Origin of the sequence: Sedimentitalea todarodis (genome assembly GCF_032595355.1) — a bacterium.
Lineage (GTDB): Bacteria > Pseudomonadota > Alphaproteobacteria > Rhodobacterales > Rhodobacteraceae > Sedimentitalea > Sedimentitalea todarodis.
The window spans coordinates 112,444-133,428 of the sequence record NZ_JASMWN010000016.1 but is presented as its reverse complement, the minus strand read 5'-3'; the positions used below and the strand labels follow the sequence as shown (position 1 = coordinate 133,428).

Here is a 20,985-nt window from a genome sequence, read left to right as displayed (position 1 = left end):
TTTCTTTTTATTGGCTCAGAAACGCCCTTGCGTCGATCTCGCCATTCGCGGCGGCCCCACCCAGGCTGGCACTCTCGACCAGAACGGCGGCCTGGGTGCGGTTCTGCACGCCCAGGCGTCGCAGCAGGGCCGTGATGTGGGCCTTGACCGTGGCCTCGGCCAGCGACAGCTCGTAGGCAATCTGCTTGTTGGGTTTGCCGGCACAGATCAGTTTCATGATCCTGGTTTGTTGCGGCGTCAGTTCCGCAATCTTGCTGGCGATGTCCTGCACCTCGGCGGGTCTTGACGAGGGACGGTAGGTCTGTCTGTGCTCAGGCGGCAGATATTTGCGCCCCGAACGCACTTCGATCAGGGCATCTCTGAGCACCTGTGCCGACACGTCCTTTTGTATGAAACCGGCCGCGCCCGCATCCATCAGCGTATAGACGATTTCGGCAGAGGTCAGCGCCGAGATCACGAGGATCGGCGTATTGTCCAGCTTTTCGCGCAGGCGCAAAAATCCGCTGAGCCCGGTCACGTCCGGCAGCTTGAGATCAAGCAATACAAGATCCGGCTCAAATCCCGGCTTCAGATGTTTGATCCCGTCGCCCAGCGTCGTGGCCGTTTCTATCCGGCAGCCTTTGAACACATGGGCCAGTGCAACCGCCAAGGCGTCGCAATAGAGCGGGTGATCATCGATCACCAGCACCGATTGAATGTGGCAAGGGTCTTTCCCCACTGCAACATGCTTCATCGATTTGTCCTCCCGGCGCAGAGCGTAGCAAAGTTCCTCGCGGCTAGGCAACAACGCAAAACATTTCATCGCACAACTTATGGAGAGATTGGATCTTGCAGGCGGACGGTCAGGGTGGGGAGCCTGCGAAACAGCATCCTGAACCCCTGCGGTTTTGGACCCGTTGATGCGTCACCCTGAGCCGGTTCGCGACCGGCTCGTCGTGGACGTCAGAAATTCCCGCGCAAATCGTGAGGTGTCTGGCCGCTGAGCATCGGAACCGAATACGGCATTGTCAAACTGGTGAAGCAGGCGCGCGGCCTGCGGACACGGTCCTGCCTCCTGCAGAATTGCGCTGGCCGCACGCCGTGTAGCTGCCAGGTCGCCGTGTCGTGCCGCGCGTCGCAATTGCCGGTACAGCGGGTTGAACGCCGGGAGCGCATGCAGGCGCGCGAGCCCGGAAAAGTTGCGGCCCAAGAGCAGGACAGACAGTCCAGCCGCAAATGCGATCACCCCGGTGCTGGCCATCAAGGTCGGGCGCTGACGGGTTGGTGCGGGTGGCAGGACCGGGTCGGGCAGGCTCGTTTCGTCCATCGCCACGCGCTGAGCGGTGATGGTTGCGCTGTGTGCCTGCCGCGTCGTGGTGTCAAAATAGTCAAACGTCAGCGGTTCGAGAATTGCCGACCTGGACCTGCCGGGTCGGATGGTCCACCGCCAGAAGGCGATTGAAACCGGCCCCTGCGGCGACAATTCGACAAGCCGCTGTTCCGGATGGGGAAAGATCATCGCACTTGGGGATGCCAGTTCCGGCATGGGTGGAATCATGTCCGGTGACGCGCCGACGGCCGTAATCCGGATCACCCGCAAGACACCTTCGCCTTCGCCCAGCTGGTCGGGCGCGTTGGACCATTGGTCCGAAATTTCGAGTCGCCGTACCGGGAACCACCACCCCTCCATCTGCGGCGCGGGATCGACTGTGATCGTGAGGGGCTCGGATTGAATATCGTGTTCAAACCAGTCATCGCCCTCGTCGGTCAATGTCAGGTGATGCACAAAGGGCCCGATGGTCAATTCGCCGGCTTGCTCTGGAAACAGGGCCATACGCCGCTTGAAATTCTTGACTTTCTTGCCCCGGACCTGGGTTTCATACCAATGATCCTGCCCCAACTGCATCCAGTTGAACCCGTCAAGGCCCGGTTGGATCAGCTTTTCCCGCGTTATGTGCCGACGATAGACACCATGAATGGTCAACAGAACCATCTCGCCCTGAAAGGGGGTGACGTCCGCATTTTCGATCGTAACGGTCAGATCGAGGTCGGCAGGGTTTACCTCGAGCGTCTGTGCCTGAGCCAACCCAGCGGTGAGAAGCAACCAGAGGATCAAGCGCTTCATCTCGGGTCCTCCGGTTCCGGCTGATCCAGCCCCAGCTTTGCGCGCCGCTTGTGCTCATGCTTGATCCGGGCGGCAAGGTACGCGCCGGGAACGTCCGACAGGGTCGCCAGCCACCGGGTGTTCGCGACCATGAATTTGTCGTCAAACTGCTTGCGTACGCCTATGCGCCCGTGGCTTTCAAGCTCTGGAAGACCGAGCAATGCGCCGGTATTCGTGGTTTCGTCACCGGTGCCGGCCGCGCGCGCGTTGCCCTGTGCGATGGACGACTTGACCGCTTCGCCGTCGCTGCCGTCCTTTTCGGTAAACCATGCATTCGCCGTATCCGGATCCAGCGCCAGCCCGGCGTAATAGGCTGCGAGAAGGTCAAAATTGGCGTCTGCGTCCGGATCTCCGGCCATGCGTGCTGCATCAAAGGCTTCGAGGGCAGCGGCGTAGCGTCCCGCTTGCGTTTCCGCGTTCCCGAGGTTCAGCAATGATCCGGCTTCGCGAAATTCCGTCGCGGCCCGGTCAAAGTCCTTTGCCCTGTAGAACGCAGCGCCTTTCCATCCAGGGTCCTGAAACAACGGCACGGCGAGCGAAGGCAGGCCCAATGCCATGGCGACCCGACCCAGCGGCGCGCCTCCGCCCATCAGCGCCGAGCCGACAAAGGCGACCAAGGCAATGATCGTGATCCAGCGCAGCGGGTTCATGCGGTGCGCCTCCCGAACAACAGCAAAACGAAGGGCAGCGCAGGTATTATCAGGTAGCGCCCCCAATCTGCCCAGAACAACAGCGGATAGTCCTGCTTTTCCAGCCGCTCGCGACCGGATTGCCCAAGAAACATGGCCAGTTCTTCGCTTTGGCCCGCGACAAAGACCTGCCCCCCACCGGTGCGGGCAAGGGTCTCGGCCGAGGGTGAAACCTGTGGGACGACAACCGACATCCGTGCGCCCCGCGCCGCGATTTCGGCCGCCGCCGCAAGCGCCGCTGGGCCGATGCCCTCGCCATCACTGATCAGGATCACATCACCGTCCAGAACCTGTGCGTCTTGCAAGACTTGCTCGGCGAGTGTCAGGCCAAGTTCCGGCCGGCTGCCCGGATCAGGTACGGTCTCGGACCCGACCAGCGACAGGGTCAGTCCCAACTGGCGGGTGTCTGCGGTCATATCGGTCGCGAGATAGGCATCGCCCGCGTAGACGATCAGCGCCGCAGGCCGGCTTTGCAGAGCCGCGACGCCAAAGCGCCCCATCGTCTGCAACTCTGTCCAATGCGCGCTCTCGGTCGCGGAGGGCGAGGCGTCGAGCACAAAGACCACGCCATCGATGTTACGAAAGGCCGCCGCATCGCGGCGTTCGACTGCTGGCCCGGCCAGCGCCAGCGCAATCAGTCCGGCCGCGGACAGGGCGAGCAAACCGCGCGTGCCGGTGCCGGACTTTTCCACGTGTCCGAGCATGCGCAGCGCGGCCAGCATCTGCGGGTCCATGACCTGCTCCCAATCGCCCAGCCGTGCACGGCGGCGATGCAGCACCAGGGCCACTGCCACCAACAGTGGTAGCAGCAGCAGCCAGAGCGGTCTGAGCAGGGCCATCTCCATCAGCCCTGTCCCCGCCACGCGACCCACAGCAGCAACAGACCGCCGAGCGCGGCTGGATAAATCCACAGCTCGCGGAACACTTCTGCGGCCAAGCCGTCGCTGTCGGTGGCTTCAAGCCGGTCCAGCGCCGCAGTGACCTGCTGCAATTCATCCGTGGTGCGCACGCGAAAGCTGGTGCCACCGCTGAGATCGGAGATCGCCTGCAATGTGGCTGCGTCCACCACGCCGCGTTCACCCGGTGCACTGCTCGCCAGATCCTTGGGACCAAGGGCAATGGTGTGCACGCGAATGCCAAGATCCGCTGCCAGCTTGGCGACGCCACGCGGATTAGTGGCGCCCGCGTTGCTGATTCCATCGGACAACAGGATGACGACGCGCGATGCGGCCTCGGACTGCTCCAACCGTTTCAGTGCAAGCCCCAGAGCATCTGAGATATTTGTTGCCCGCCCGGATATCCCGATCGTGGCCTCCTCGATCCGGCGGGCAATCGCCTCGGTGTCAAAGGAAAACGGGGCGGCGTAGTAGGCGTCCGAGCCGAACACGATCAGTGCCACCCGGTCACCGGCGCGTCGGCGCACGAAATCGGCCCCGACCGATTGAACCGCCTGCAACCGGGTGACCTGTTCGCCGTTCAGGTCGAAATCATCGCGCACCATCGATCCGGACAGGTCGATAGCGATTGCCAGATCCCGGCCAGAAACCTTGAGCGCCGACACGGGCGAGAGTTGCCGTGGTCCGGCAAGTGCAAGCACCAGCAAGACCCAGATGAGTACGACCGAAACCCGACGCCGCAGGATGACGGCGCCGGTGTCACCCGCACCGGTGAGAATGCCGCGTCCGATCCGTTCCGGCACCGCCAGTGCCGCACCGCGCGCGTCGCCTGCGGGCAGGAACCGCGCCACCAGAAAAGGGAGCGGCAGCAAGAGCAGGAACAGAGGGTCGGCAAGTTCAATCATGCCCTGCGACCTCGGCTTCGAGCACTCGGATGTCGGGGGCTCCGCCTGGCGCGTAGAGCTGTGGTGACAGCTTTCGGAACGCATCGGGGCGCTCGGACTTGAGAAGGTGCAAGAGCGCTATTTGACGGTCGCTGTCCGGGAGTTTCGCCAGGGCCGCCAGCCGGTCCTGCGGGCTTTGCTTTGCCGGCTTTTTCCCAGGCAACGTCACGCTCCGCATGATCAGGCCAACAAGCACCGCGATAATCAGTGCGACCCCAATGACGGCGAGCAATTCGGCAATCAGACCGCCGGGTGCCTCGGCCGGGAGGCGTATGTCGTGCAGTCCGTTCAGCATCGCCTCTCGGGTAAGCGCGCGGTCTGCCATGATCAGGGCTCCCGATCCGGCGGAAACGCCGCCTGGAGGATGCGGGCCGTCGTCGTCACATCCTGTCCTGAATCCAGCCGCAGGGCAGGGAAGCCGGCGATTTTGGGCTCTGGTTCGATCCGGTCCTGCCCGGTGATCCGGGCGCGCCGGCGTGAGCCATCGGGCAATCGGATTGGATAGACACCGGGCGGCAGGTTTTCGGCGACATCGTCAACCACCGAGATCAGGCGAGGCGTTCGCCGTTGCGCGATCTGGCCCAGTTGGTCCTCCAGCGCAGAACCCGGGACATCAAAGCCGGATGCAATCACGATCTCTGCACCGGCCGGGGCGATCCGGGTGATCTGTGAAAGCGCGTTTTCCAAGGTCGGGTCATCGCGGTGGCCTGCCAGTGCAAGCTGCAAGGCCGCCTCATGCGCTCTCACAAGACCGCCGATCAATGCCAGCATCCCGCGGATACGTCCCTGAATGGAGATCACGACCGGCTCCCCCGAACCGATCGCGAGCAGGCCGACGCGACCGCCTTGTTCGATCACGCGCCAGCCGATCAATGAAAGCGTTTCGGCCACCGCGACAGAGCGCAGCGCCCGTCGCGTGCCCCAGAGCATTGCGGGCCGGAAGTCGGCGACCAACAGGGTCACGCGGTCGCGCTCTTCCTGAAATGACCGCACATGCAGGATGCCGGTGCGCGCCGTGCTGCCACGGTCGAGATGGCGGATGTCGTCACCGGCCACGTATTCGCGGACATCGGCCATTTCCTGACCGTGGCCGCGCCTCTTGGTCACAAATCCGCCCGGTAATGCGGCCAGTACGGCGTCATTCTCGTGATACAGGGCCAGCTCGCGCAGCCCGATCAACGTTTCGGCGCGCAGGGCAACCCCCGGCATGTCCAGTGCGGCGATCACAGAGGCTCCACTGCTTTCACCACATCCGCGATCAGATCGCGGGCCGTTCGCCCCTCGGATACTGCGCGCCAGGTCATCACCAACCGATGCGACAGTGCGTCCGCCGCGATCTCCTGCACATCTTCGGGCAGCGCGTGGTCGCGTCCGGCCAGATAGGCACGGGCTTTTGCCGCCGCCGCCAGCGCCAGCGAGCCGCGCGGAGAAACGGCATGATCAATGTCATTTGCAAAGGGGGCCTGCCGCGTTGCCGTCACCAGCCGCACGATGTAATCGCGCAACGGAGAGGAAAGATGTACCGCCATTGTCGCACGTTTGGCGGCCTGTATGTCATCGACGTGCAAGCGCACAGGCTTGGTAATCGGGCCCCGGCCCTCGGCCTCGACCAGATCGAGAATTCGCCTTTCGGTCGCCGCGTCCGGCAACTGCAGAACCACATGCAGCAGGAATCGGTCCAATTGCGCCTCGGGCAGGGGAAAGGTGCCGTCATGTTCGATCGGGTTCTGAGTCGCGACCACGAGGAATGGATCAGGCAGGGTGTGGGTTTCATTGCCGCTGGTGACCTGCGCCTCTGCCATCGCTTCCAGCAGCGCGGACTGAACCTTGGGTGGCGCGCGGTTGATTTCGTCCACCAGCACCAGGTTGTGAAACACCGGGCCCGGCACGAATTCGAACGCGCCGGTTTGTGGTCGAAACACCGGTGTGCCGGTCAAATCAGAAGGAAGCAGGTCGGGCGTACATTGAATCCGTGCAAACCCGCCTTCGATCGCATCCGCCAGCCATTTGACTGCCCGTGTCTTGGCCAGACCCGGCGCGCCTTCGATCAGCAGATGCCCCCCGGCCAGAACGCCGATCAGCAGGCGTTCGATCAATACGTCATGCCCGATCAACCCCGATGCAAGATGGGTCTGCAGGGTGCTCAACCCGGTGTCTGTTTTTGCGTCCATGCCGCCTCCCATTTGCGTGCCAGACTGCAGGGGCACACACCCAAAGGCTAGCGCCATCGCGCACGCGCTCAAACACAGCCCATAGTCTCAGTTACTGGTGCAGGCGGAATCCACGATCAGCGCATGCTCGGCACGGGCGACTGTCGCACCGGCCAACTGCTCCAGATCATCAAAACGGGTCTCGATGAAACTCAGGAACTCGGGGCTGTTTGTCTGCTCGACCGGGGACCGGGCCAACGCGTGCAGCATGAAGACATCGAACGGGCACAACCGCGCCGGATTTGACCGAAGCAGCCCCTGCATGAACCGGGGGGAATCCCATGCCAGGTTGCGAAGATTGATGGGCGCTTCTTCGAGCTTGGACAGAAAGCGCGCCTGAAGGTCGAAATGCAGGATGTCCATACCAAAGGTAAAGGACTGGTAGAGTTCTTCGATCAGGATCGACGCAAAGAACTTTTGCTCCAACGCGGTGGGCACTGCCTGGCGGGATTGTTTGACCAGCATATGCGTCGCCATGCCATTGCGGCCAAAAAAGGTCTGGGCTTGCGCCGGAGAGAGAACCCATTGGTTCCGCCCCTTTGGAAAACCGATCCCGTAAGACAGATCCATCCGTCGCAGATCGTCATTCAGTGCGCCATGCGGGGTGGCACCCGAATAAAGCCGCAGAAACACGATGCGCCCGGTTCCGCAGGCGGCCAGCCCGGTGTCTGCAAAGCGCAGGGGCAAGGGTTTGCCAAACACTTCGTGCATCAAGGCGGCAAAACCCTGGAGCACCTGCAACGTCTGCGGGTGCGGTGGTTCGCCGATCAGGCACAATACCGATCCGGCCATGTCACGCCCGTTGATCCTGATCGGTGGCATATCAGCGGCCCTGGGCCACATCGCGCTGCGCAGCTCATAGACCCAGCCCTTGCGCGCCATGTCCAGAAACGGTCCGCGATCTGTGCCTGCCTGTGCGGGTAGTGCGACGATCAGAAAGACAATCAGGACAAATCGAAGAGCCATCAATGGGAACCTCGCTCAGGACACTCCCGTTAGAAGATATGTCAATGCGCCCTTCATTTCCAAGTTCACGCCTGTTCGGCGCGTCATTCGGCGATTTCGGGCACCGGTTTGCCGGGGGCCGTGCGGTAAATCAGATCGGCCTCATCATTGTGGGAAAAGGCATCGGCCTCTGCCTGAAGCGCGCCATGATGCGGGGACTTGATGCAAACCGGATCAGTTGCTCCGGCATCGCCGACAACGGCCATTGCCTGACACCGGCACCCACCGAAATCCTTCAGTTTGTTATCGCAACTCTGGCAGGGTTCCTGCATCCAGTCGGCTCCGCGATAGGCATTGAACGCCGCGCCATCGTACCAGATGTCGCGCAAATGGCGGTCGCGCACGTTGTCAAAGCTCAGATGCGGAATCGTCTGGGCCGCGTGGCAAGGCAGGACTTCACCGTCCGGCGCAACGTTCAGCCCGGTTGTGCCCCAGCCGCCCATGCAGCGCTTGGGAAAGTCGGAATGATAGTCGGCGGGGACATAGTCTATCACCAATGTACCCTTCAGATCCGCGCGGGCCTGTTTCACGATCCGGTCCGCCTCGCGCGCCTGTTCCTGCGTCGGCATCAGCGCATCGCGATTTTTCATCGCCCAGCCGTGAAACTGAACGGTTGCCACTTCGATCCGGCGCGCGCCCATTTCAAGTGCCATCTCCAGCGCGCGTGGCAATTGATGCAGATTGCGCCTGTGCAAGACCGCGTTCAGTGTCAGGGGAAAGCCGATCTCCCTGATCCAACCGGCCACCTGCATCTTGCGGGCAAATCCCCCGCGATAGCCGCCGATGGAATCCGCCATTTCCGCGTCGGTGCCTTGCAGCGACAGCTGGATGTGATCCAACCCGCAATCGTCCAGCGCCCGCAGGCGCTTTTCCGTCAATCCGATGCCCGAAGTGATGAGGTTGGTATACAACCCCGCCTCGCGTGCAGCGGCCACCAGTTCGATCAGGTCGCGGCGGCTGGCGGGTTCCCCGCCGGAGATATGCAGTTGCAGCACGCCAATTTCGCCGGCCTCACGGAAGACGCGTTTCCATGTTTCCGTGTCGAGTTCGCTGTCCTGTCGCGCCAGTTCCAGCGGGTTGGAACAATAGGGGCAGGCCAGCGGGCAGCGATGCGTCAGTTCGGCCAGCATCGCGATGGGGGGATTATCAGTCATCTGCGCACCTCGAGAAAACGGCGGTTCTTGAGCGCGCCCAGAAATCCGGCCGTGTCCTTGGCGATATCTTCGGCAGGGGCGTTGTACTTGGCCGAGAGCGTATCGGTGATCGCCCGAAACGTCCGCTCGCCGTCAATCTCGGACAGGATCGCATGCCCGATCCCATCCAACGTGATTGCCCGTTCCGGGGCCAGCAGTACCCAGCCGTCACGCACCTTGTCAAAATGCACCCGCACACCGCGCGGCAGATAGGGAATATCCGAGGCGTCGATCATGACGCTTTGGCCAGTGCCATGCCTTCGCCCGGCACCCATGCGCCGGGCGGAATGCGTCCGGGTTCGACATAGGCCGCATGGAGCGCGTCAAGCTGGGACCAGAGCACATCGGTCTTGAAGATCAACGCGGCGGCGGCGGCATCCTGCTTTTCCTGCGTGTCGGCGTGATCCAGAACCCATGACAGGCCAAACGCCACATCCTTGGGCGCTTCCTTCAGCCGATTGCGGAAATAGCTTAGGCTGCTGTCATCGGCGAAATCGTAGTTCTTCAGCAACCCCTGAATGCGATCTGCGTGGATCTTGGGCGCGAACAGTTCGGTCAGCGAGGCCGCGACTGCTTCAAGCAGCGTCTTGTCACGCACGAACCGCACGTAGGCATCGACCGCAAATCGGGTCGCAGGCAGGACGCCGCGATTGGACGCCACATAGTCGCGATCAAGGCCCACCGCCTCGGCCAGCCGAAGCCACCGCCGAATGCCGCCTTCGTTGGTGTCGGTGCCGTCGTGGTCCTCGATCCGGCTGCGCCAGATGCGACGCAGGTCCGGGTCTTCGACACGCGACATGAATGCGGCATCCTTGATCGGGATTGAATGCTGGTAGTAGTAGCGGTTGATCACCCATGCGCGCACCTGTTCAGGCGAACACCTGCCGCCATGCAGCAGGTGATGGAACGGATGTTTGTCGTGATACCGTTCGGCACCGATCTGGCGCAACCTGTTCTCAAACGCATCCCGTGTCTGGGTCATGGCGTCACCTCCAGTCCGTCCTCTCCGACAATCCAGCCCGCCGCCTCGGCTTCGGCTCGCTCCGCCGAGTCCGGACGCAGCACCGGATTGGTGTTGTTCATATGTACAAAAACGCGTTTGCCGACATTCAGATCTGCAAACGCGGCAATCGAGCCATCCTCGCCCGACATCGACATGTGCCCCATCCGCTTGCCGGTCTTGCTACCCAATCCTGCACGCATCATTTCATCGTCGCGCCACAGCGTTCCGTCGAAAAACACGAGAGCGGCATCGCGCAGCCGGTTGCGCAGATCGTCGCTCAGCTTGGCGCAGCCTGGGATGTAATAGGCATCCTGGCCGTCCGCCTGCAAATGTACGCCGACGGTCTGCTCTCCCACCAGTTCGGTCTCGACAATGTCGCCCTCAAGGTACAGCGGCACCTTGCCGGGAACGGGAAACAGGGTCGCCACAAGACCGGGTGCGATTTCGGTCGGCACATCCAGTGTCACAGTCTGGCGCGCGACGACCGATGCATTCAGTGCGGCAAACATCGGGTTATCATTCAGGACATCGTGTATGCCCGCCGTTGCAAAGATCGTGAACGGCTGCATCTCGCGCAGGGTGAGCAGGCCCGCGACATGGTCGATATCGCCATTGGTCAACAGCACTGACCGCAATGGCAGATCCCGCAAGCCGGTCGGATGCAGTGCCGGGCAATCCGCAAATTGTTGTCGAATGTCGGGGGATGCGTTCAGAAGCGCCCAATCGCGCCCGTTTGCGGAAAAGGCAACCGAGGATTGCGTTTGCGATGGTATCTCACCGGCGCGGGCAAGATTGCAGTTCTCGCACCCGCAATTCCATTGGGGCAGCCCACCACCGGCGGCTGCCCCAAGAATTCTTGCACGGAAACTCACCTGGTTTCCTGCTATCGTCTGTTCAGAACAGGACGCCGTCGTCGTCGCCGTCGGGTCCGTACATGTTGATTTCCATGCCGCATTCAATTTCGCGGATTTTCGGGGTGTTCCAGGACATGATTTGCTCCTCCTGAGGGTTTCCATTTCGCTGATCTTACCTTGTCCGTACCGGCCCTGTTAAGCAAAGCCTATGTTCTAAGAAAAAATAAAAATTTATTCTAATCAGTTTCTTGCCGGCGCTCCGGTGCCACGCCTTCAAGCATGAACCCGCGGTTTCGAATGGTTTTGATCTCGAAACCGAACGCGCGCATCGGGTCGAGCTTCTTGCGCAGGTAGCCGACATACACGTCGACAACGTTCCCGGAACTCGCGCCCTTGTCCGCCCAGAGACGCTCGAACAACCAGCTGCGCGACAGGGTTTCGCCCTTGTATTCGGCGAACGTCTTCAGCAACTCGAATTCCCGCTGGGTCAGGGTCACCTTGTGCCGCCCGGTATCAATGCTCCACTCGGCGGGGTCCAATCGGGCGGGGCGCGGCTTGGCTGGCATTGCGCGCCGTTCCTGCACTTTGAGGCGGGCCACGAGTTCATCGAACGAGAAGGGCTTGACCACATAGTCGTCGGCCCCCGCCTCGAGCCCGCGGGTGCGGTCGTCCACTTCCGACAAGGCGCTCAGCATCAGGATCGGTGTGCGATGTCCAGCCTCGCGCACTGCACGGACGAGATCGAATCCGCTGTCTTCGCCAATCATGACATCGACGATGGCGGCGGTCACATCGGCATCCTCGAAACGCGCAAACGCCGTTTCCACTCGGTTTTCCGCAAGTGTCGCATACCCGTGAAGTTCCAGTCCGCGTGACAATGCGGACAGGATCTCCGGGTCGTCATCGACAATCAGAATACGGGCGGGCGTGCTCATGCGGCGAGGTTAATCCGGCCCGAGCGGGATGCCCACTGTAACTTTGGTCCCGGTCTCGCCGGCGGGCAACGGGCTGGTCAGGGTGATCTCGCCCCCTTGTTCCTCGACCACCCACTTGGCGAATGCCAGCCCGATTCCAAAGCCTTCCGACGCCGCCCCGCTGCGGCCCTGCGCGAAACGCCGAAAAATCGCCTGCTGTTCTTCCATGGCGATCCCCAGTCCGTAGTCGATGACGTCGACGCGGCCCATTCCAGCGTCACTCCGGACGTCAAGTTCGATCCTGCCTCCGCTGCGGGCGTGACGAATGGCATTCTGGATCAGCCCGCCAATGACCTGTCGCACCCAGTTTGCGTCGCCTGTGGCCATCACCTGCGACGCATCTGGGCCACTCAGGGTCATGCCCGCACTCTTGATTTCTGCATCCAGATTTTCAGCGGCCTCGAGAGCGGCTTTGGTCAAATCGAATGTCTGCGAAGCCAGCACGAGCTGGCCCGATTCCGATCGCGCGATGCGCAGCAAATCATCTATGCGCCGGTTCAATCTCAGCGCCCGGCTCTCGATCGTTTCAAATGCCGCCTCTGCGTCAGGAGCGGCTTTGCGACCGATCTGCGCCTCCATCAGGATGACGGTCAGCGGAGTGCGCAATTCGTGGCTGATATCGGCAAAGAAGCGGCGGCGGTTCTCGTCGGTGCAGGCCAGAGCGTCATTTGCGGCGCGCAGTTCTTCGGTGCGCGCCGCTATGGTATCGTTCAGCCTCGCCCATTCGTCTTCGACGTCGGACCTGCGCGCGGCAAGCGCCCCGGCCATGCGGTTGGTTTCAGTGAACAGTTGCCCGATTTCGTCCCGGCGGTCTTCGGGCAGGGCGACATCAAATTGCCCCTCTCCGATCTGTCGCGCTGCGGCCTGCAACTGATCCAGACGGCGAAACTGTGGACGCACGAGGCCGAGGTAAAAGAGCGCCAGAAGCAGCAGCGTTGCTACCGAAACTCCCGTCACCACATAGATCAGTCGCTCGCGCAGCACCGTGATTCCGGCCAGTACCTGGTTCCGTATCCGCATTTCACCGGTGATCACGGAATTGAGCAGCGGATCAAAGCCGATGGCAAAGGTGTCGATATGGCCCTGCAGCCGCTCGCGATCGGTGACCTCTGACAGCAATGCGCTGCGGGTTGATGCGAACAAGGCTTCCATCCGCGCGATCCCGAGGCTTTGGGTGGCGCGGCGCGATTGTTCGTTCAGACCCATCCGGTCGGCATCGACCACGGCCTGCGCGTGATCGCTGCGCAGGCGTTTGAAGGTGTTCTCGATGTTCTCCGACAGGTTTGAAAGACGGCCCGCCCGATCCTCGGGGCGGAGCCCGGATTGCAGAGCTTCGGAGGCCACGACGATAAAGCTGGAGACCTGGGTGGACAGAACCGCATAGCGATCAATGCGATGCTCGGCGGCAAGCGCTGCATCCAGACGCTCGGCGACGCGGTTCATTCCGGCGACGGTGATTGCGGCGGTGGTCAGGGCGACCAAACCCAGCAACCCGGCACCGATGGCCAGACGGGCCTTGAGAGAGAAGGCGAAGCGGCGCATCGGGACTGATATTGCTCCTGCATGGCAGAGTTCGGAGGTGGCTGACACGTGAGCGGTTGCCGAAATCGCAGACGAAACCGGCCCGATATCGAACAATCTTCTGTTCCGTCATCGCCGCAGATTAGGAATTTAGCCGGATCTGTGTTATATTGGACCAATACTATTGTATCAGTTGACGAGAGGTTTCCATGATTGAGTTAATTTTTATTGTTTGTCTCGCCGGAACGCCCGGTGACTGCGAGAAGCGCAGCCTGCTTTACACCGATGTGACCCCCATGACCTGCATGATGCGGGCGCAGCCCGAGCTTGCGAACTGGATAAGTACCCATCCCAGGTGGAAAATTGCGCGTTGGGCCTGTCAGACCGTTCGGCAGGATGAGCACGACGTTTGACCAAACGGGCGGATATGCTGTTGGCTGACCGTTTGTATCGGGTCATCGCACCATCACGCTCTTGCCCCCGGTTTTCGCTTGGCTCATAAACGCATCCAAGCATTGGCACGTTTTCCAAGAACCGGAAGGACCGCAAGCAGATGACCATCCAAGCACCGGAAACCAAGACCGTAGACAGCTATCGCGTCGCCTGTGACGGTGGTGAGGGCGCGTTGGGCCATCCGCGCGTCTGGCTGTCGATTCCCCATGACAGGGGCTGGGTCGAATGCCCCTATTGCGACTGCAAACTCGTGCACAAGGATCACGCCGACGCGGCCTGAACGATGGCGGCTCTGGATCGCGCGCTTGGATGTGACACATCAAAGGCGGGTTTTGCTGCCAGCAGAGCGTGGCAGGGTCAGAAACGACATGCTGCGCTGAAGAAACACGGCAACCGGGGGATGCGGTTTGGGTGATACGACATTCGGCAAGGGCTGCCATCTGCATCTGATCGATGGGTCTGCCTTTATCTTTCGAGCCTATCACGCGCTGCCGCCATTGACGCGCAAGTCCGACGGGCTGCCCATCGGTGCGGTTGCGGGGTTCTGCAACATGCTGCACCGGTACATCGAAGGCAACAACGGCCCCGATGCCCCGACCCATGCGGCAGTGATCTTTGACAAGGGATCGCATACGTTCCGCAACGATCTCTACGATCTGTACAAGGCCAACCGCGAGGCGATGCCCGAGGATCTGCGCCCGCAGATGCCGCTGACCCGCCGCGCCACCGAAGCGTTCAACGTCGCCTGCAAGGAACTGGAAAACTACGAGGCCGACGACATCATCGCGACCCTGGCCTGTCAGGCGCGCGAGGCCGGCGGACGTGTCACCATCATCAGTTCAGACAAGGATTTGATGCAGCTGGTGGGTGATGGTGTCGAGATGCTGGATGCAATGAAGAACAAGCGCATCGACAGGGATGGCGTGTTCGAAAAGTTCGGCGTGTTCCCGGATCGGGTCGTGGATGTGCAGGCGCTGGCCGGCGATAGCGTCGACAACGTGCCCGGTGCGCCGGGGATCGGGATCAAGACGGCGGCGCTGTTGATCAACGAGTATGGCGACCTGGAAACGTTGCTGGACCGGGCCGGGGATATCAAGCAACCCAAGCGGCGCGAAACGCTGATCGAGAAACGCGATCAGATCGAGTTGAGCAAACGGCTTGTGCAACTGGATTGCGCGACGCCGCTCGACTTTGGGCTGGACGAACTCGACGTGCGCAAACCCGACGCCGAAGTCCTGTTGCCGTTTCTGGCCGAGATGGAGTTTCGGACCCTGTCGCGCCGCATCGCCGATCAGTTGGGGGTCGAGGCACCCGTCATTGCAGAGCCAGCGGCGCCGGAAGCCGAGGCCGATGCGCCCGAAGCACCCGCCTTTGATGAGGCCGACTATAGCCGTGTCAGCGATGCCGACGCGTTGCAGGGATGGATCGATCAGATCCGCGAACGGGGCTGGGTGGCCGTCGACACGGAAACCACCGGGCTGAACGAGATGATCGCCGATCTGGTCGGCATCTCGCTTTGTGTCGAACCAGGGCGCGCCTGTTACATCCCGCTGATTCACAAGGCGAGTGCGACGGAGGATCTCTTTGGCTCGGACGAGTTGGTCGAGGGACAGATGCCATTGGACGAAGCGCTCGCGATGCTGAAACCGGTGCTTGAAGACCCGGCGATCATCAAGATCGGGCAAAACATGAAGTATGACGCCAAGATCTTTGCGCGATATGGCGTCGATGTTGCTCCGATCGATGACACCATGCTGATGTCCTACGCCATGCATGGTGGAGAGCATGGGCACGGCATGGATACGCTGAGCGAGCGCTATCTCGGACACACCCCGATCCCCATCAAACCACTGCTTGGGAGCGGCAAGTCGGCGATCACATTTGATCGTGTGCCACTTGAAAAGGCGGTCAGCTATGCCGCCGAGGATGCGGATATCACGCTGCGTCTGTGGCAGGTGTTCAAGCCACAACTGCATCGCAGCAAGGTGACGACCGTCTATGAAACGCTGGAACGACCGTTGGTGCCGGTTCTGGCGCAGATGGAGCGCAATGGGATCAAGGTCGACCGTGATACCCTGTCGCGCATGTCCAACGCCTTTGCCCAGAAGATGGCGGGTCTGGAGGCCGAGATACACGAACTGGCGGGCGAAACCTTCAATGTCGGCAGCCCCAAGCAACTGGGCGAAATCCTGTTTGACAAGATGGGCATCGAAGGCGGCAAGCGGGGCAAGACCGGGGCCTATGCAACCGGCGTTGACGTGCTGGAAGACCTGGCCACGGAACACGATCTGCCCGCGCGGGTGCTGGATTGGCGGCAGCTGAGCAAGCTGAAATCGACCTACACCGATGCGTTGCAAACCCATATCAATCCGGACACCGGGCGGGTGCATACGTCGTATTCCATCGCCGGGGCGAACACTGGGCGGTTGGCCTCGACCGATCCGAACCTGCAAAACATTCCGATACGCACCGAAGAAGGCAGGCGTATTCGCGAGGCATTCGTGGCCGAGCCGGGACATGTTCTCGTATCGCTGGACTATTCCCAGATCGAACTGCGCATTCTGGCGCATATCGCGAACATCCCCGCGCTGAAACAGGCCTTTGCCGATGGGCTGGACATTCACGCCATGACCGCGAGCGAAATGTTCGATGTGCCGCTGGACGAGATGACCCCGGATATCCGCCGCAAGGCTAAGGCGATCAATTTCGGGGTGATCTATGGCATTTCGGGCTTTGGTCTGGCGCGCAACCTGCGCATTCCCCGGTCCGAGGCACAGGGGTTCATCGACCGGTACTTCGAACGCTTTCCGGGTATTCGGAGCTATATGGACGAGACCAAGGCCTTTGCGAAAGAAAACGGCTATGTGCAGACTCTGTTCGGGCGCAAGATCCATACGCCCGAGATCAACGCCAAGGGGCCGCGCGCCAGCTTTGCCTATCGCGCGGCAATCAACGCACCGATTCAGGGCACCGCCGCTGACGTGATCCGCCGTGCGATGGTTCGAATGCCTGCCGCGATTGAGGGGTTGCCGGCACGGATGCTGTTGCAGGTGCATGACGAACTGTTGTTTGAGGTTGCCGAAGATGGCGTGGACACCGTGATCGACCGTGCCCGCGACGTGATGGAAAACGCCGCCGATCCCGCCGTGCATCTTGACGTGAAGCTCACGGCGGATTCGGGGCAGGGCGCGAATTGGGCCGAGGCGCATTGACGAAGCTCTGAGTTCGCGGCCATATGGCTGTGGCGCTTAACATGGCAACGAGATAAGCGGCGCCGGTCTTCTTCGCTCAAAGGTGCCGCATGACCCAAGCCAACCAGGACCGCCCGCGTGGATTTGCTTTTGCCGTGACGGCCTATCTTCTGTGGGGCTTTCTGCCCGTTTACATGAAGGCGTTGTCGCATATTTCCCCGGCCGAGGTGATTGCGCATCGGGTGATCTGGTCTGTTCCGGTAGCCGGTCTGGTCTTGCTCATCATGGGGCGCACAGGAGATCTTCGGGTTGCGCTGACAACGCCGCGGATGCTGGGCATGGGGCTTGTGACGGCAACGCTGATTTCGATCAACTGGGGCATCTACGTCTGGTCAATTGCTTCCGGCCATACGCTGGATGCTGCCTTGGGATACTATATCAACCCGTTGTTCAGCGTGTTTCTGGGTGCGGTGTTGCTCGGCGAACGGCTCAAGCCTACGCAGATCGTTGCGATTCTGCTGGCGGCTGGCGCAGTGGCGGTCCTGACGTGGGATGCCGGCAGGTTGCCCTTTGTTGCAATCGCGCTGACCCTGAGCTGGGGTTTTTATGCGTTCTTCAAGAAATGGCTCTCGATCGGCCCAAACCAAGGCTTCATGCTTGAGTTGCTGATCTTGTCGGTTCCGGCCCTGGCTCTCATCAGCTACCTGGTCGCGACCGGTCAAAATCATCTGTTTGCCGGGAACGCGAAGGATACGTGGCTGTTGCTGGGATGTGGCGTGGTCACCGCTGTACCGTTGCTGTTTTACGCCAACGGAGCCAAGTTGTTGCGTCTCTCCACAATCGGAATCCTGCAGTACATCGCGCCGACCATGATTTTTCTCGTGGCGGTCTTCCTGTTCGGCGAGGAATTCGGGCGCGCGCGTATGATTGCCTTTCCGATGATCTGGCTGGCGCTCGTCATCTATTCCGCGTCGCTGCTTCAAGAGGCCCGTCGTGGTAGGCGAGAGCGTAAGAAGGCCGACCACTGCGAGGCCTGAACCGGCCCGCATGCTTGGCGCGGAACCTTCTGTCGCAAGATTGCGAGCAGTTGCGTTCAAGCTATTGCCGTGTTGTCAACGATCCAAACATCAATTGGTGACCCCGGCAGGAGGCGAATAGTCCCTGTGAAATCAAGGCAGTAATTTGTCCAACCTGGCCAAACTGCCCCATTGATAACATTACGGAATGTTCCGTAGTGTCCAACCCATTTCCCAAGGAAAACCCCGGCGCAGCGTCAACTGCATCCGGGGTTAAAACTACATACGAAGCGGCAAAACTTCCCGACAACACTACCCCGAAACGCAGCCGCAATGCAATCTGGAAATGGATCAACCCGGCTCAGAAAAGCGTCTGCATAGCACTGGCATGTGCGTTGGTACTGGGGCGGGAATCGGCCTGGCACGGCCTGACCATCGTCTTGATGGCTCGTTTGAGCGAGCAAGATAGGGCAGCACTGGCCTACGCGGTCCTGAACAGCCTTGACGAGGATGACGCCTATGCAACGGCATCGTTCGCGTTGTTTGACACTCTCGGCGGGGAGTGCGCGGCATGACCTGTACAACCCGTGTCAGAGGCTTCGCGCCTTGGAACCCGCAACGCAAATCACTGATTCTCGTCGCCCAGGTACAAGAGGTTCTTGACGAATACCGGCAGCATTTGCCCCTGACCATCCGGCAAGTGTTCTATCGGTTGGTCGGCAGTCAAGGTTACGGCAAGACGGAAAGTGCATATTCCCGCCTGTGCGAGACGATGAACAGGGCGCGCCGGGCTGGCCTGATCGACTTTGACGCAATCCGCGATGATGGCGTCAGTCGCCATGATCCGCATTGCTGGACTGGCGTTGAGCAAGTGCTGCTGACTGTTCGCGGCATGGCAGACAGCTACCGTCTGGACCGTCAGGACGGTCAGCCCGTGCGGTTGTTCGTAAAGTGCGAGGCCGGGGGCATGGCTCCGATGCTGGCCAGGTCCGTCGATGAATACGGCGTGTCGGTCATATCAAGCGGCGGATTTGATAGCCTGTCCGCGAAATACCAGTTTGCGATGGAACTGGCAGAATACGGCAAGACGGAAATCCTGCACATTGGTGATTGCGATCCAAGCGGTGTTCACCTGTTCAAAGCACTTGCCGAAGACATTCAGGCGATGTGTATCGGGCTGGATGCGGGCGGCGTTCCGACATTCACCCGCCTTGCCGTAACCCCGGTGCAAATCGAGGCCATGAACCTGCCCACGGCACCGGCCAAGAAAACAGACCGCCGGGCCTTTGAAGGTGAGACCGTGCAGGCCGAGGCAATTCCGCCTGATGTGCTGATCGACATCGTGCGGCAAGCCGTGATTGACCGGCAGGACGTGATTACTCGGCAAGAGGTACTGGATCAGGAGGAACGCGACCGCGAAGAACTGCGGGCGTTCTTTGATGGGGAGGCGGGCCAATGACCTACCACACCCGCCAGAACTTCCAGACCGCTGCAAGCCCCGACGAGATTGAACGGCTGTTGTTCCACATGCCAGCCGTAGCGAGTTCGGCTGAGAATGATTGGGCGGCAGGCTTTGCCAAGTCCGTCTGTCGTCAGTCCTATCGCAAGGGCTGGAAGCCTTCACCGAAACAACTGTCTGTCATGCGTGGGCTGGTCTCTGACCTGTTCATCCATGCCAGCAATGAGGGAGGCGATTTTGACCTGATCGAAAGCTGACCACCCGTCGCGCTGCTGTTGAGTGGCGGCAGCGTGACGGGTGAAGCAGGGGCCCGCGTTCATAGTGAGCATACCCACAGGGGCAAATCACAGAACGCGGGCCACACTCTAGCTTTTGACCGTTGGGCGAAATCGACGGGAATATGATCTGGGAACTACCCCACTCCGTGCCGGACCCGGTGCCTACTAGGCCAGCACAGAAACGCGACACAGAACCCACACCCGTTCATCGGGGGGCCATACCGGAGCAAGGCTGCAAAGGATGGTGCTGGAGAATACCCAGCGGGACAGCGGTTGGCCTCCGATACCGGGCATCGCGTGGATACAGATCAGGGAGCGTAGGACTGTCAACCGAGCAGGGGATTGATCCTTGTGAAGTGGGGGACAGTAGCGGGGGCCGGATATACCTAAGCATAATAGGTAAGCACCGGTGACTTATATTGAGATGCGAAATGCAGACGACGCAACGAATGAACAGGCACACGAGGCAACACCATGAACAATCATCCACCTTTGGATAGCTGGCGCTTTGACGCCGTGACCGCTGGGCCAGAGAAAATCTGGGGTCAGGAGGCCATAGCGAAGGCGATAGGCAAGTCGGTTGCCAGTGTCAGGCGATACGCAGCAATGCCGGATGTGCCGATCTATCGCCCAGGCGGGCACTACTTCGCGCTGCGCTCAGAACTGAACGCATGGCTCAGGACAAAGTAAAGGAACAGCAGATGACCAATAACCATGAGATCAAGACGATGACCGTCATTGATGCGCCAGAGAACCAAGTCGGCAACCGCTTGCTCGCGATATTCGACATATTGTCGAGTGGGATAATGATACGGGGTTGCGTCCTACTCAGGAAGTCAGGCGGGCAGTTGGTGGCCAAGGGACCGATTGGCAAGAACCATGTAGGCGGCGCAATTCGTGCTGAGTTCGTTGACACCGAAGTTAAGGATGCAATCGCAAGCAAAGCAGCGCGCGCCTATGCGGCTCTGACGGGGCGCGAGGCACCCGACGAGTGACGGGGGGGGGTGGTTCTGAACTTTGGGACACCCTGGGGGACCGGCGCGGGGTCACTTGCGCAACATTTGCATGAAATAGGAAAATCAAGCCTACGGTTTTGTCATGAGTTGCTAGGTATTGGCATGGTCTGGCATCTATACCCGGCCCGACCACATCGGCG

Annotated in this window: 23 protein-coding genes; 7 read left to right on the top strand and 16 right to left on the bottom strand. The window is 60.9% G+C overall.

Features of this window, described 5'->3' with window-relative positions:
* Positions 1-7 precede the first annotated feature (7 nt).
* The 16 genes from QO231_RS18260 to QO231_RS18185 form a co-directional block, all read right to left on the bottom strand.
* Positions 8-733, bottom strand: a complete 726-nt coding sequence (locus tag QO231_RS18260; RefSeq protein WP_316779707.1) for a response regulator transcription factor — start codon at positions 731-733, stop codon at positions 8-10.
* 171 nt (positions 734-904) lie between these two features.
* The gene (locus QO231_RS18255; RefSeq protein WP_316779706.1) at positions 905-2,104 is read right to left on the bottom strand and encodes a hypothetical protein; all 1,200 of its coding nucleotides are present in this window, start codon (positions 2,102-2,104) and stop codon (positions 905-907) included.
* Positions 2,101-2,793 (bottom strand): hypothetical protein, encoded by a 693-nt coding sequence (locus QO231_RS18250; RefSeq protein WP_316779704.1) that lies wholly within the window; start codon positions 2,791-2,793, stop codon positions 2,101-2,103. The genes QO231_RS18255 and QO231_RS18250 overlap by 4 nt, the downstream gene beginning before the upstream one ends.
* On the bottom strand, positions 2,790-3,677 hold the full coding sequence (locus QO231_RS18245; protein WP_316779702.1) for a vWA domain-containing protein: 888 nt from the start codon (positions 3,675-3,677) through the stop codon (positions 2,790-2,792). The genes QO231_RS18250 and QO231_RS18245 overlap by 4 nt, the downstream gene beginning before the upstream one ends.
* The gene (locus QO231_RS18240; protein ID WP_316779698.1) at positions 3,677-4,633 is read right to left on the bottom strand and encodes a VWA domain-containing protein; all 957 of its coding nucleotides are present in this window, start codon (positions 4,631-4,633) and stop codon (positions 3,677-3,679) included. Before QO231_RS18240 ends, QO231_RS18245 begins: the two co-directional genes overlap by 1 nt.
* Positions 4,626-4,997 carry a hypothetical protein gene (locus QO231_RS18235; protein WP_316779696.1) on the bottom strand — a complete coding sequence of 124 codons (372 nt, stop codon included), beginning with the start codon at positions 4,995-4,997 and terminating at the stop codon, positions 4,626-4,628. Before QO231_RS18235 ends, QO231_RS18240 begins: the two co-directional genes overlap by 8 nt.
* Positions 4,998-4,999: 2 nt before the next feature.
* Positions 5,000-5,899 (bottom strand): DUF58 domain-containing protein, encoded by a 900-nt coding sequence (locus QO231_RS18230; RefSeq protein ID WP_316779694.1) that lies wholly within the window; start codon positions 5,897-5,899, stop codon positions 5,000-5,002.
* Positions 5,896-6,843, bottom strand: coding sequence for an AAA family ATPase (locus QO231_RS18225; RefSeq protein WP_316779692.1), 948 nt, complete (start codon positions 6,841-6,843; stop codon positions 5,896-5,898). The genes QO231_RS18230 and QO231_RS18225 overlap by 4 nt, the downstream gene beginning before the upstream one ends.
* Positions 6,844-6,930: 87 nt before the next feature.
* Complete coding sequence (locus tag QO231_RS18220) at positions 6,931-7,848, bottom strand: hypothetical protein (RefSeq protein WP_316779689.1); 918 nt, start codon at positions 7,846-7,848, stop codon at positions 6,931-6,933.
* Between the two features lie 83 nt (positions 7,849-7,931).
* On the bottom strand, positions 7,932-9,041 hold the full coding sequence (gene pqqE, locus QO231_RS18215) for a pyrroloquinoline quinone biosynthesis protein PqqE (protein ID WP_316779685.1): 1,110 nt from the start codon (positions 9,039-9,041) through the stop codon (positions 7,932-7,934).
* Entirely contained in the window at positions 9,038-9,316 is a 279-nt protein-coding gene (gene pqqD, locus QO231_RS18210) for a pyrroloquinoline quinone biosynthesis peptide chaperone PqqD (protein ID WP_316779682.1), read from the bottom strand. The genes pqqE and pqqD overlap by 4 nt, the downstream gene beginning before the upstream one ends.
* Positions 9,313-10,062, bottom strand: a complete 750-nt coding sequence (pqqC, locus tag QO231_RS18205; RefSeq protein WP_316779679.1) for a pyrroloquinoline-quinone synthase PqqC — start codon at positions 10,060-10,062, stop codon at positions 9,313-9,315. The genes pqqD and pqqC overlap by 4 nt, the downstream gene beginning before the upstream one ends.
* The gene (gene pqqB / locus QO231_RS18200; RefSeq protein WP_316779677.1) at positions 10,059-10,955 is read right to left on the bottom strand and encodes a pyrroloquinoline quinone biosynthesis protein PqqB; all 897 of its coding nucleotides are present in this window, start codon (positions 10,953-10,955) and stop codon (positions 10,059-10,061) included. The genes pqqC and pqqB overlap by 4 nt, the downstream gene beginning before the upstream one ends.
* Before the next feature lie 22 nt (positions 10,956-10,977).
* Positions 10,978-11,073, bottom strand: coding sequence for a pyrroloquinoline quinone precursor peptide PqqA (pqqA, locus tag QO231_RS18195; protein ID WP_316779674.1), 96 nt, complete (start codon positions 11,071-11,073; stop codon positions 10,978-10,980).
* 100 nt (positions 11,074-11,173) lie between these two features.
* The gene (locus QO231_RS18190) at positions 11,174-11,872 is read right to left on the bottom strand and encodes a response regulator transcription factor (RefSeq protein ID WP_316779671.1); all 699 of its coding nucleotides are present in this window, start codon (positions 11,870-11,872) and stop codon (positions 11,174-11,176) included.
* A 9-nt stretch (positions 11,873-11,881) separates the two neighbouring features.
* Entirely contained in the window at positions 11,882-13,453 is a 1,572-nt protein-coding gene (locus QO231_RS18185) for a sensor histidine kinase (protein WP_316779669.1), read from the bottom strand.
* Between the two features lie 532 nt (positions 13,454-13,985).
* Here QO231_RS18185 and QO231_RS18180 point away from each other — a divergent pair.
* The 7 genes from QO231_RS18180 to QO231_RS18150 all read left to right on the top strand — a co-directional run bounded on the left by QO231_RS18180 (position 13,986) and on the right by QO231_RS18150 (position 20,824).
* Positions 13,986-14,165 carry a zinc-finger domain-containing protein gene (locus tag QO231_RS18180; protein ID WP_316779666.1) on the top strand — a complete coding sequence of 60 codons (180 nt, stop codon included), beginning with the start codon at positions 13,986-13,988 and terminating at the stop codon, positions 14,163-14,165.
* Positions 14,166-14,292: 127 nt separating this feature from the next.
* The gene (polA, locus tag QO231_RS18175; protein ID WP_316779663.1) at positions 14,293-17,097 is read left to right on the top strand and encodes a DNA polymerase I; all 2,805 of its coding nucleotides are present in this window, start codon (positions 14,293-14,295) and stop codon (positions 17,095-17,097) included.
* 89 nt (positions 17,098-17,186) lie between these two features.
* A complete protein-coding gene (gene rarD, locus QO231_RS18170) occupies positions 17,187-18,113 on the top strand; it encodes an EamA family transporter RarD (RefSeq protein WP_316779660.1) in 927 nt (308 codons plus the stop codon).
* Between the two features lie 197 nt (positions 18,114-18,310).
* Entirely contained in the window at positions 18,311-18,667 is a 357-nt protein-coding gene (locus QO231_RS18165; protein ID WP_316779657.1) for a hypothetical protein, read from the top strand.
* Positions 18,664-19,551 (top strand): hypothetical protein, encoded by an 888-nt coding sequence (locus QO231_RS18160; protein ID WP_316779655.1) that lies wholly within the window; start codon positions 18,664-18,666, stop codon positions 19,549-19,551. The genes QO231_RS18165 and QO231_RS18160 overlap by 4 nt, the downstream gene beginning before the upstream one ends.
* Positions 19,548-19,808 carry a hypothetical protein gene (locus QO231_RS18155; protein WP_316779652.1) on the top strand — a complete coding sequence of 87 codons (261 nt, stop codon included), beginning with the start codon at positions 19,548-19,550 and terminating at the stop codon, positions 19,806-19,808. Before QO231_RS18160 ends, QO231_RS18155 begins: the two co-directional genes overlap by 4 nt.
* Positions 19,809-20,500: 692 nt before the next feature.
* The gene (locus QO231_RS18150; RefSeq protein WP_316779649.1) at positions 20,501-20,824 is read left to right on the top strand and encodes a hypothetical protein; all 324 of its coding nucleotides are present in this window, start codon (positions 20,501-20,503) and stop codon (positions 20,822-20,824) included.
* The last annotated feature ends 161 nt before the right edge of the window (positions 20,825-20,985 follow it).

Excerpts from the sequence above, each read along its gene's own strand:
- QO231_RS18260 (WP_316779707.1), bottom strand. The coding sequence starts at position 733 with ATGAAGCATGTTGCAGTGGGGAAAGACCCTTGCCACATTCAATCGGTG.
- QO231_RS18255 (WP_316779706.1), bottom strand. The coding sequence starts at position 2,104 with ATGAAGCGCTTGATCCTCTGGTTGCTTCTCACCGCTGGGTTGGCTCAG.
- QO231_RS18250 (WP_316779704.1), bottom strand. The coding sequence starts at position 2,793 with ATGAACCCGCTGCGCTGGATCACGATCATTGCCTTGGTCGCCTTTGTC.
- QO231_RS18245 (WP_316779702.1), bottom strand. The coding sequence starts at position 3,677 with ATGGAGATGGCCCTGCTCAGACCGCTCTGGCTGCTGCTGCTACCACTG.
- QO231_RS18240 (WP_316779698.1), bottom strand. The coding sequence starts at position 4,633 with ATGATTGAACTTGCCGACCCTCTGTTCCTGCTCTTGCTGCCGCTCCCT.
- QO231_RS18235 (WP_316779696.1), bottom strand. The coding sequence starts at position 4,997 with ATGGCAGACCGCGCGCTTACCCGAGAGGCGATGCTGAACGGACTGCAC.
- QO231_RS18225 (WP_316779692.1), bottom strand. The coding sequence starts at position 6,843 with ATGGACGCAAAAACAGACACCGGGTTGAGCACCCTGCAGACCCATCTT.
- QO231_RS18220 (WP_316779689.1), bottom strand. The coding sequence starts at position 7,848 with ATGGCTCTTCGATTTGTCCTGATTGTCTTTCTGATCGTCGCACTACCC.
- pqqE (WP_316779685.1), bottom strand. The coding sequence starts at position 9,041 with ATGACTGATAATCCCCCCATCGCGATGCTGGCCGAACTGACGCATCGC.
- pqqD (WP_316779682.1), bottom strand. The coding sequence starts at position 9,316 with ATGATCGACGCCTCGGATATTCCCTATCTGCCGCGCGGTGTGCGGGTG.
- pqqC (WP_316779679.1), bottom strand. The coding sequence starts at position 10,062 with ATGACCCAGACACGGGATGCGTTTGAGAACAGGTTGCGCCAGATCGGT.
- pqqA (WP_316779674.1), bottom strand. The coding sequence starts at position 11,073 with ATGTCCTGGAACACCCCGAAAATCCGCGAAATTGAATGCGGCATGGAA.
- QO231_RS18190 (WP_316779671.1), bottom strand. The coding sequence starts at position 11,872 with ATGAGCACGCCCGCCCGTATTCTGATTGTCGATGACGACCCGGAGATC.
- QO231_RS18185 (WP_316779669.1), bottom strand. The coding sequence starts at position 13,453 with ATGCGCCGCTTCGCCTTCTCTCTCAAGGCCCGTCTGGCCATCGGTGCC.
- QO231_RS18180 (WP_316779666.1), top strand. The coding sequence starts at position 13,986 with ATGACCATCCAAGCACCGGAAACCAAGACCGTAGACAGCTATCGCGTC.
- rarD (WP_316779660.1), top strand. The coding sequence starts at position 17,187 with ATGACCCAAGCCAACCAGGACCGCCCGCGTGGATTTGCTTTTGCCGTG.
- QO231_RS18160 (WP_316779655.1), top strand. The coding sequence starts at position 18,664 with ATGACCTGTACAACCCGTGTCAGAGGCTTCGCGCCTTGGAACCCGCAA.
- QO231_RS18155 (WP_316779652.1), top strand. The coding sequence starts at position 19,548 with ATGACCTACCACACCCGCCAGAACTTCCAGACCGCTGCAAGCCCCGAC.
- QO231_RS18150 (WP_316779649.1), top strand. The coding sequence starts at position 20,501 with ATGGCTCAGGACAAAGTAAAGGAACAGCAGATGACCAATAACCATGAG.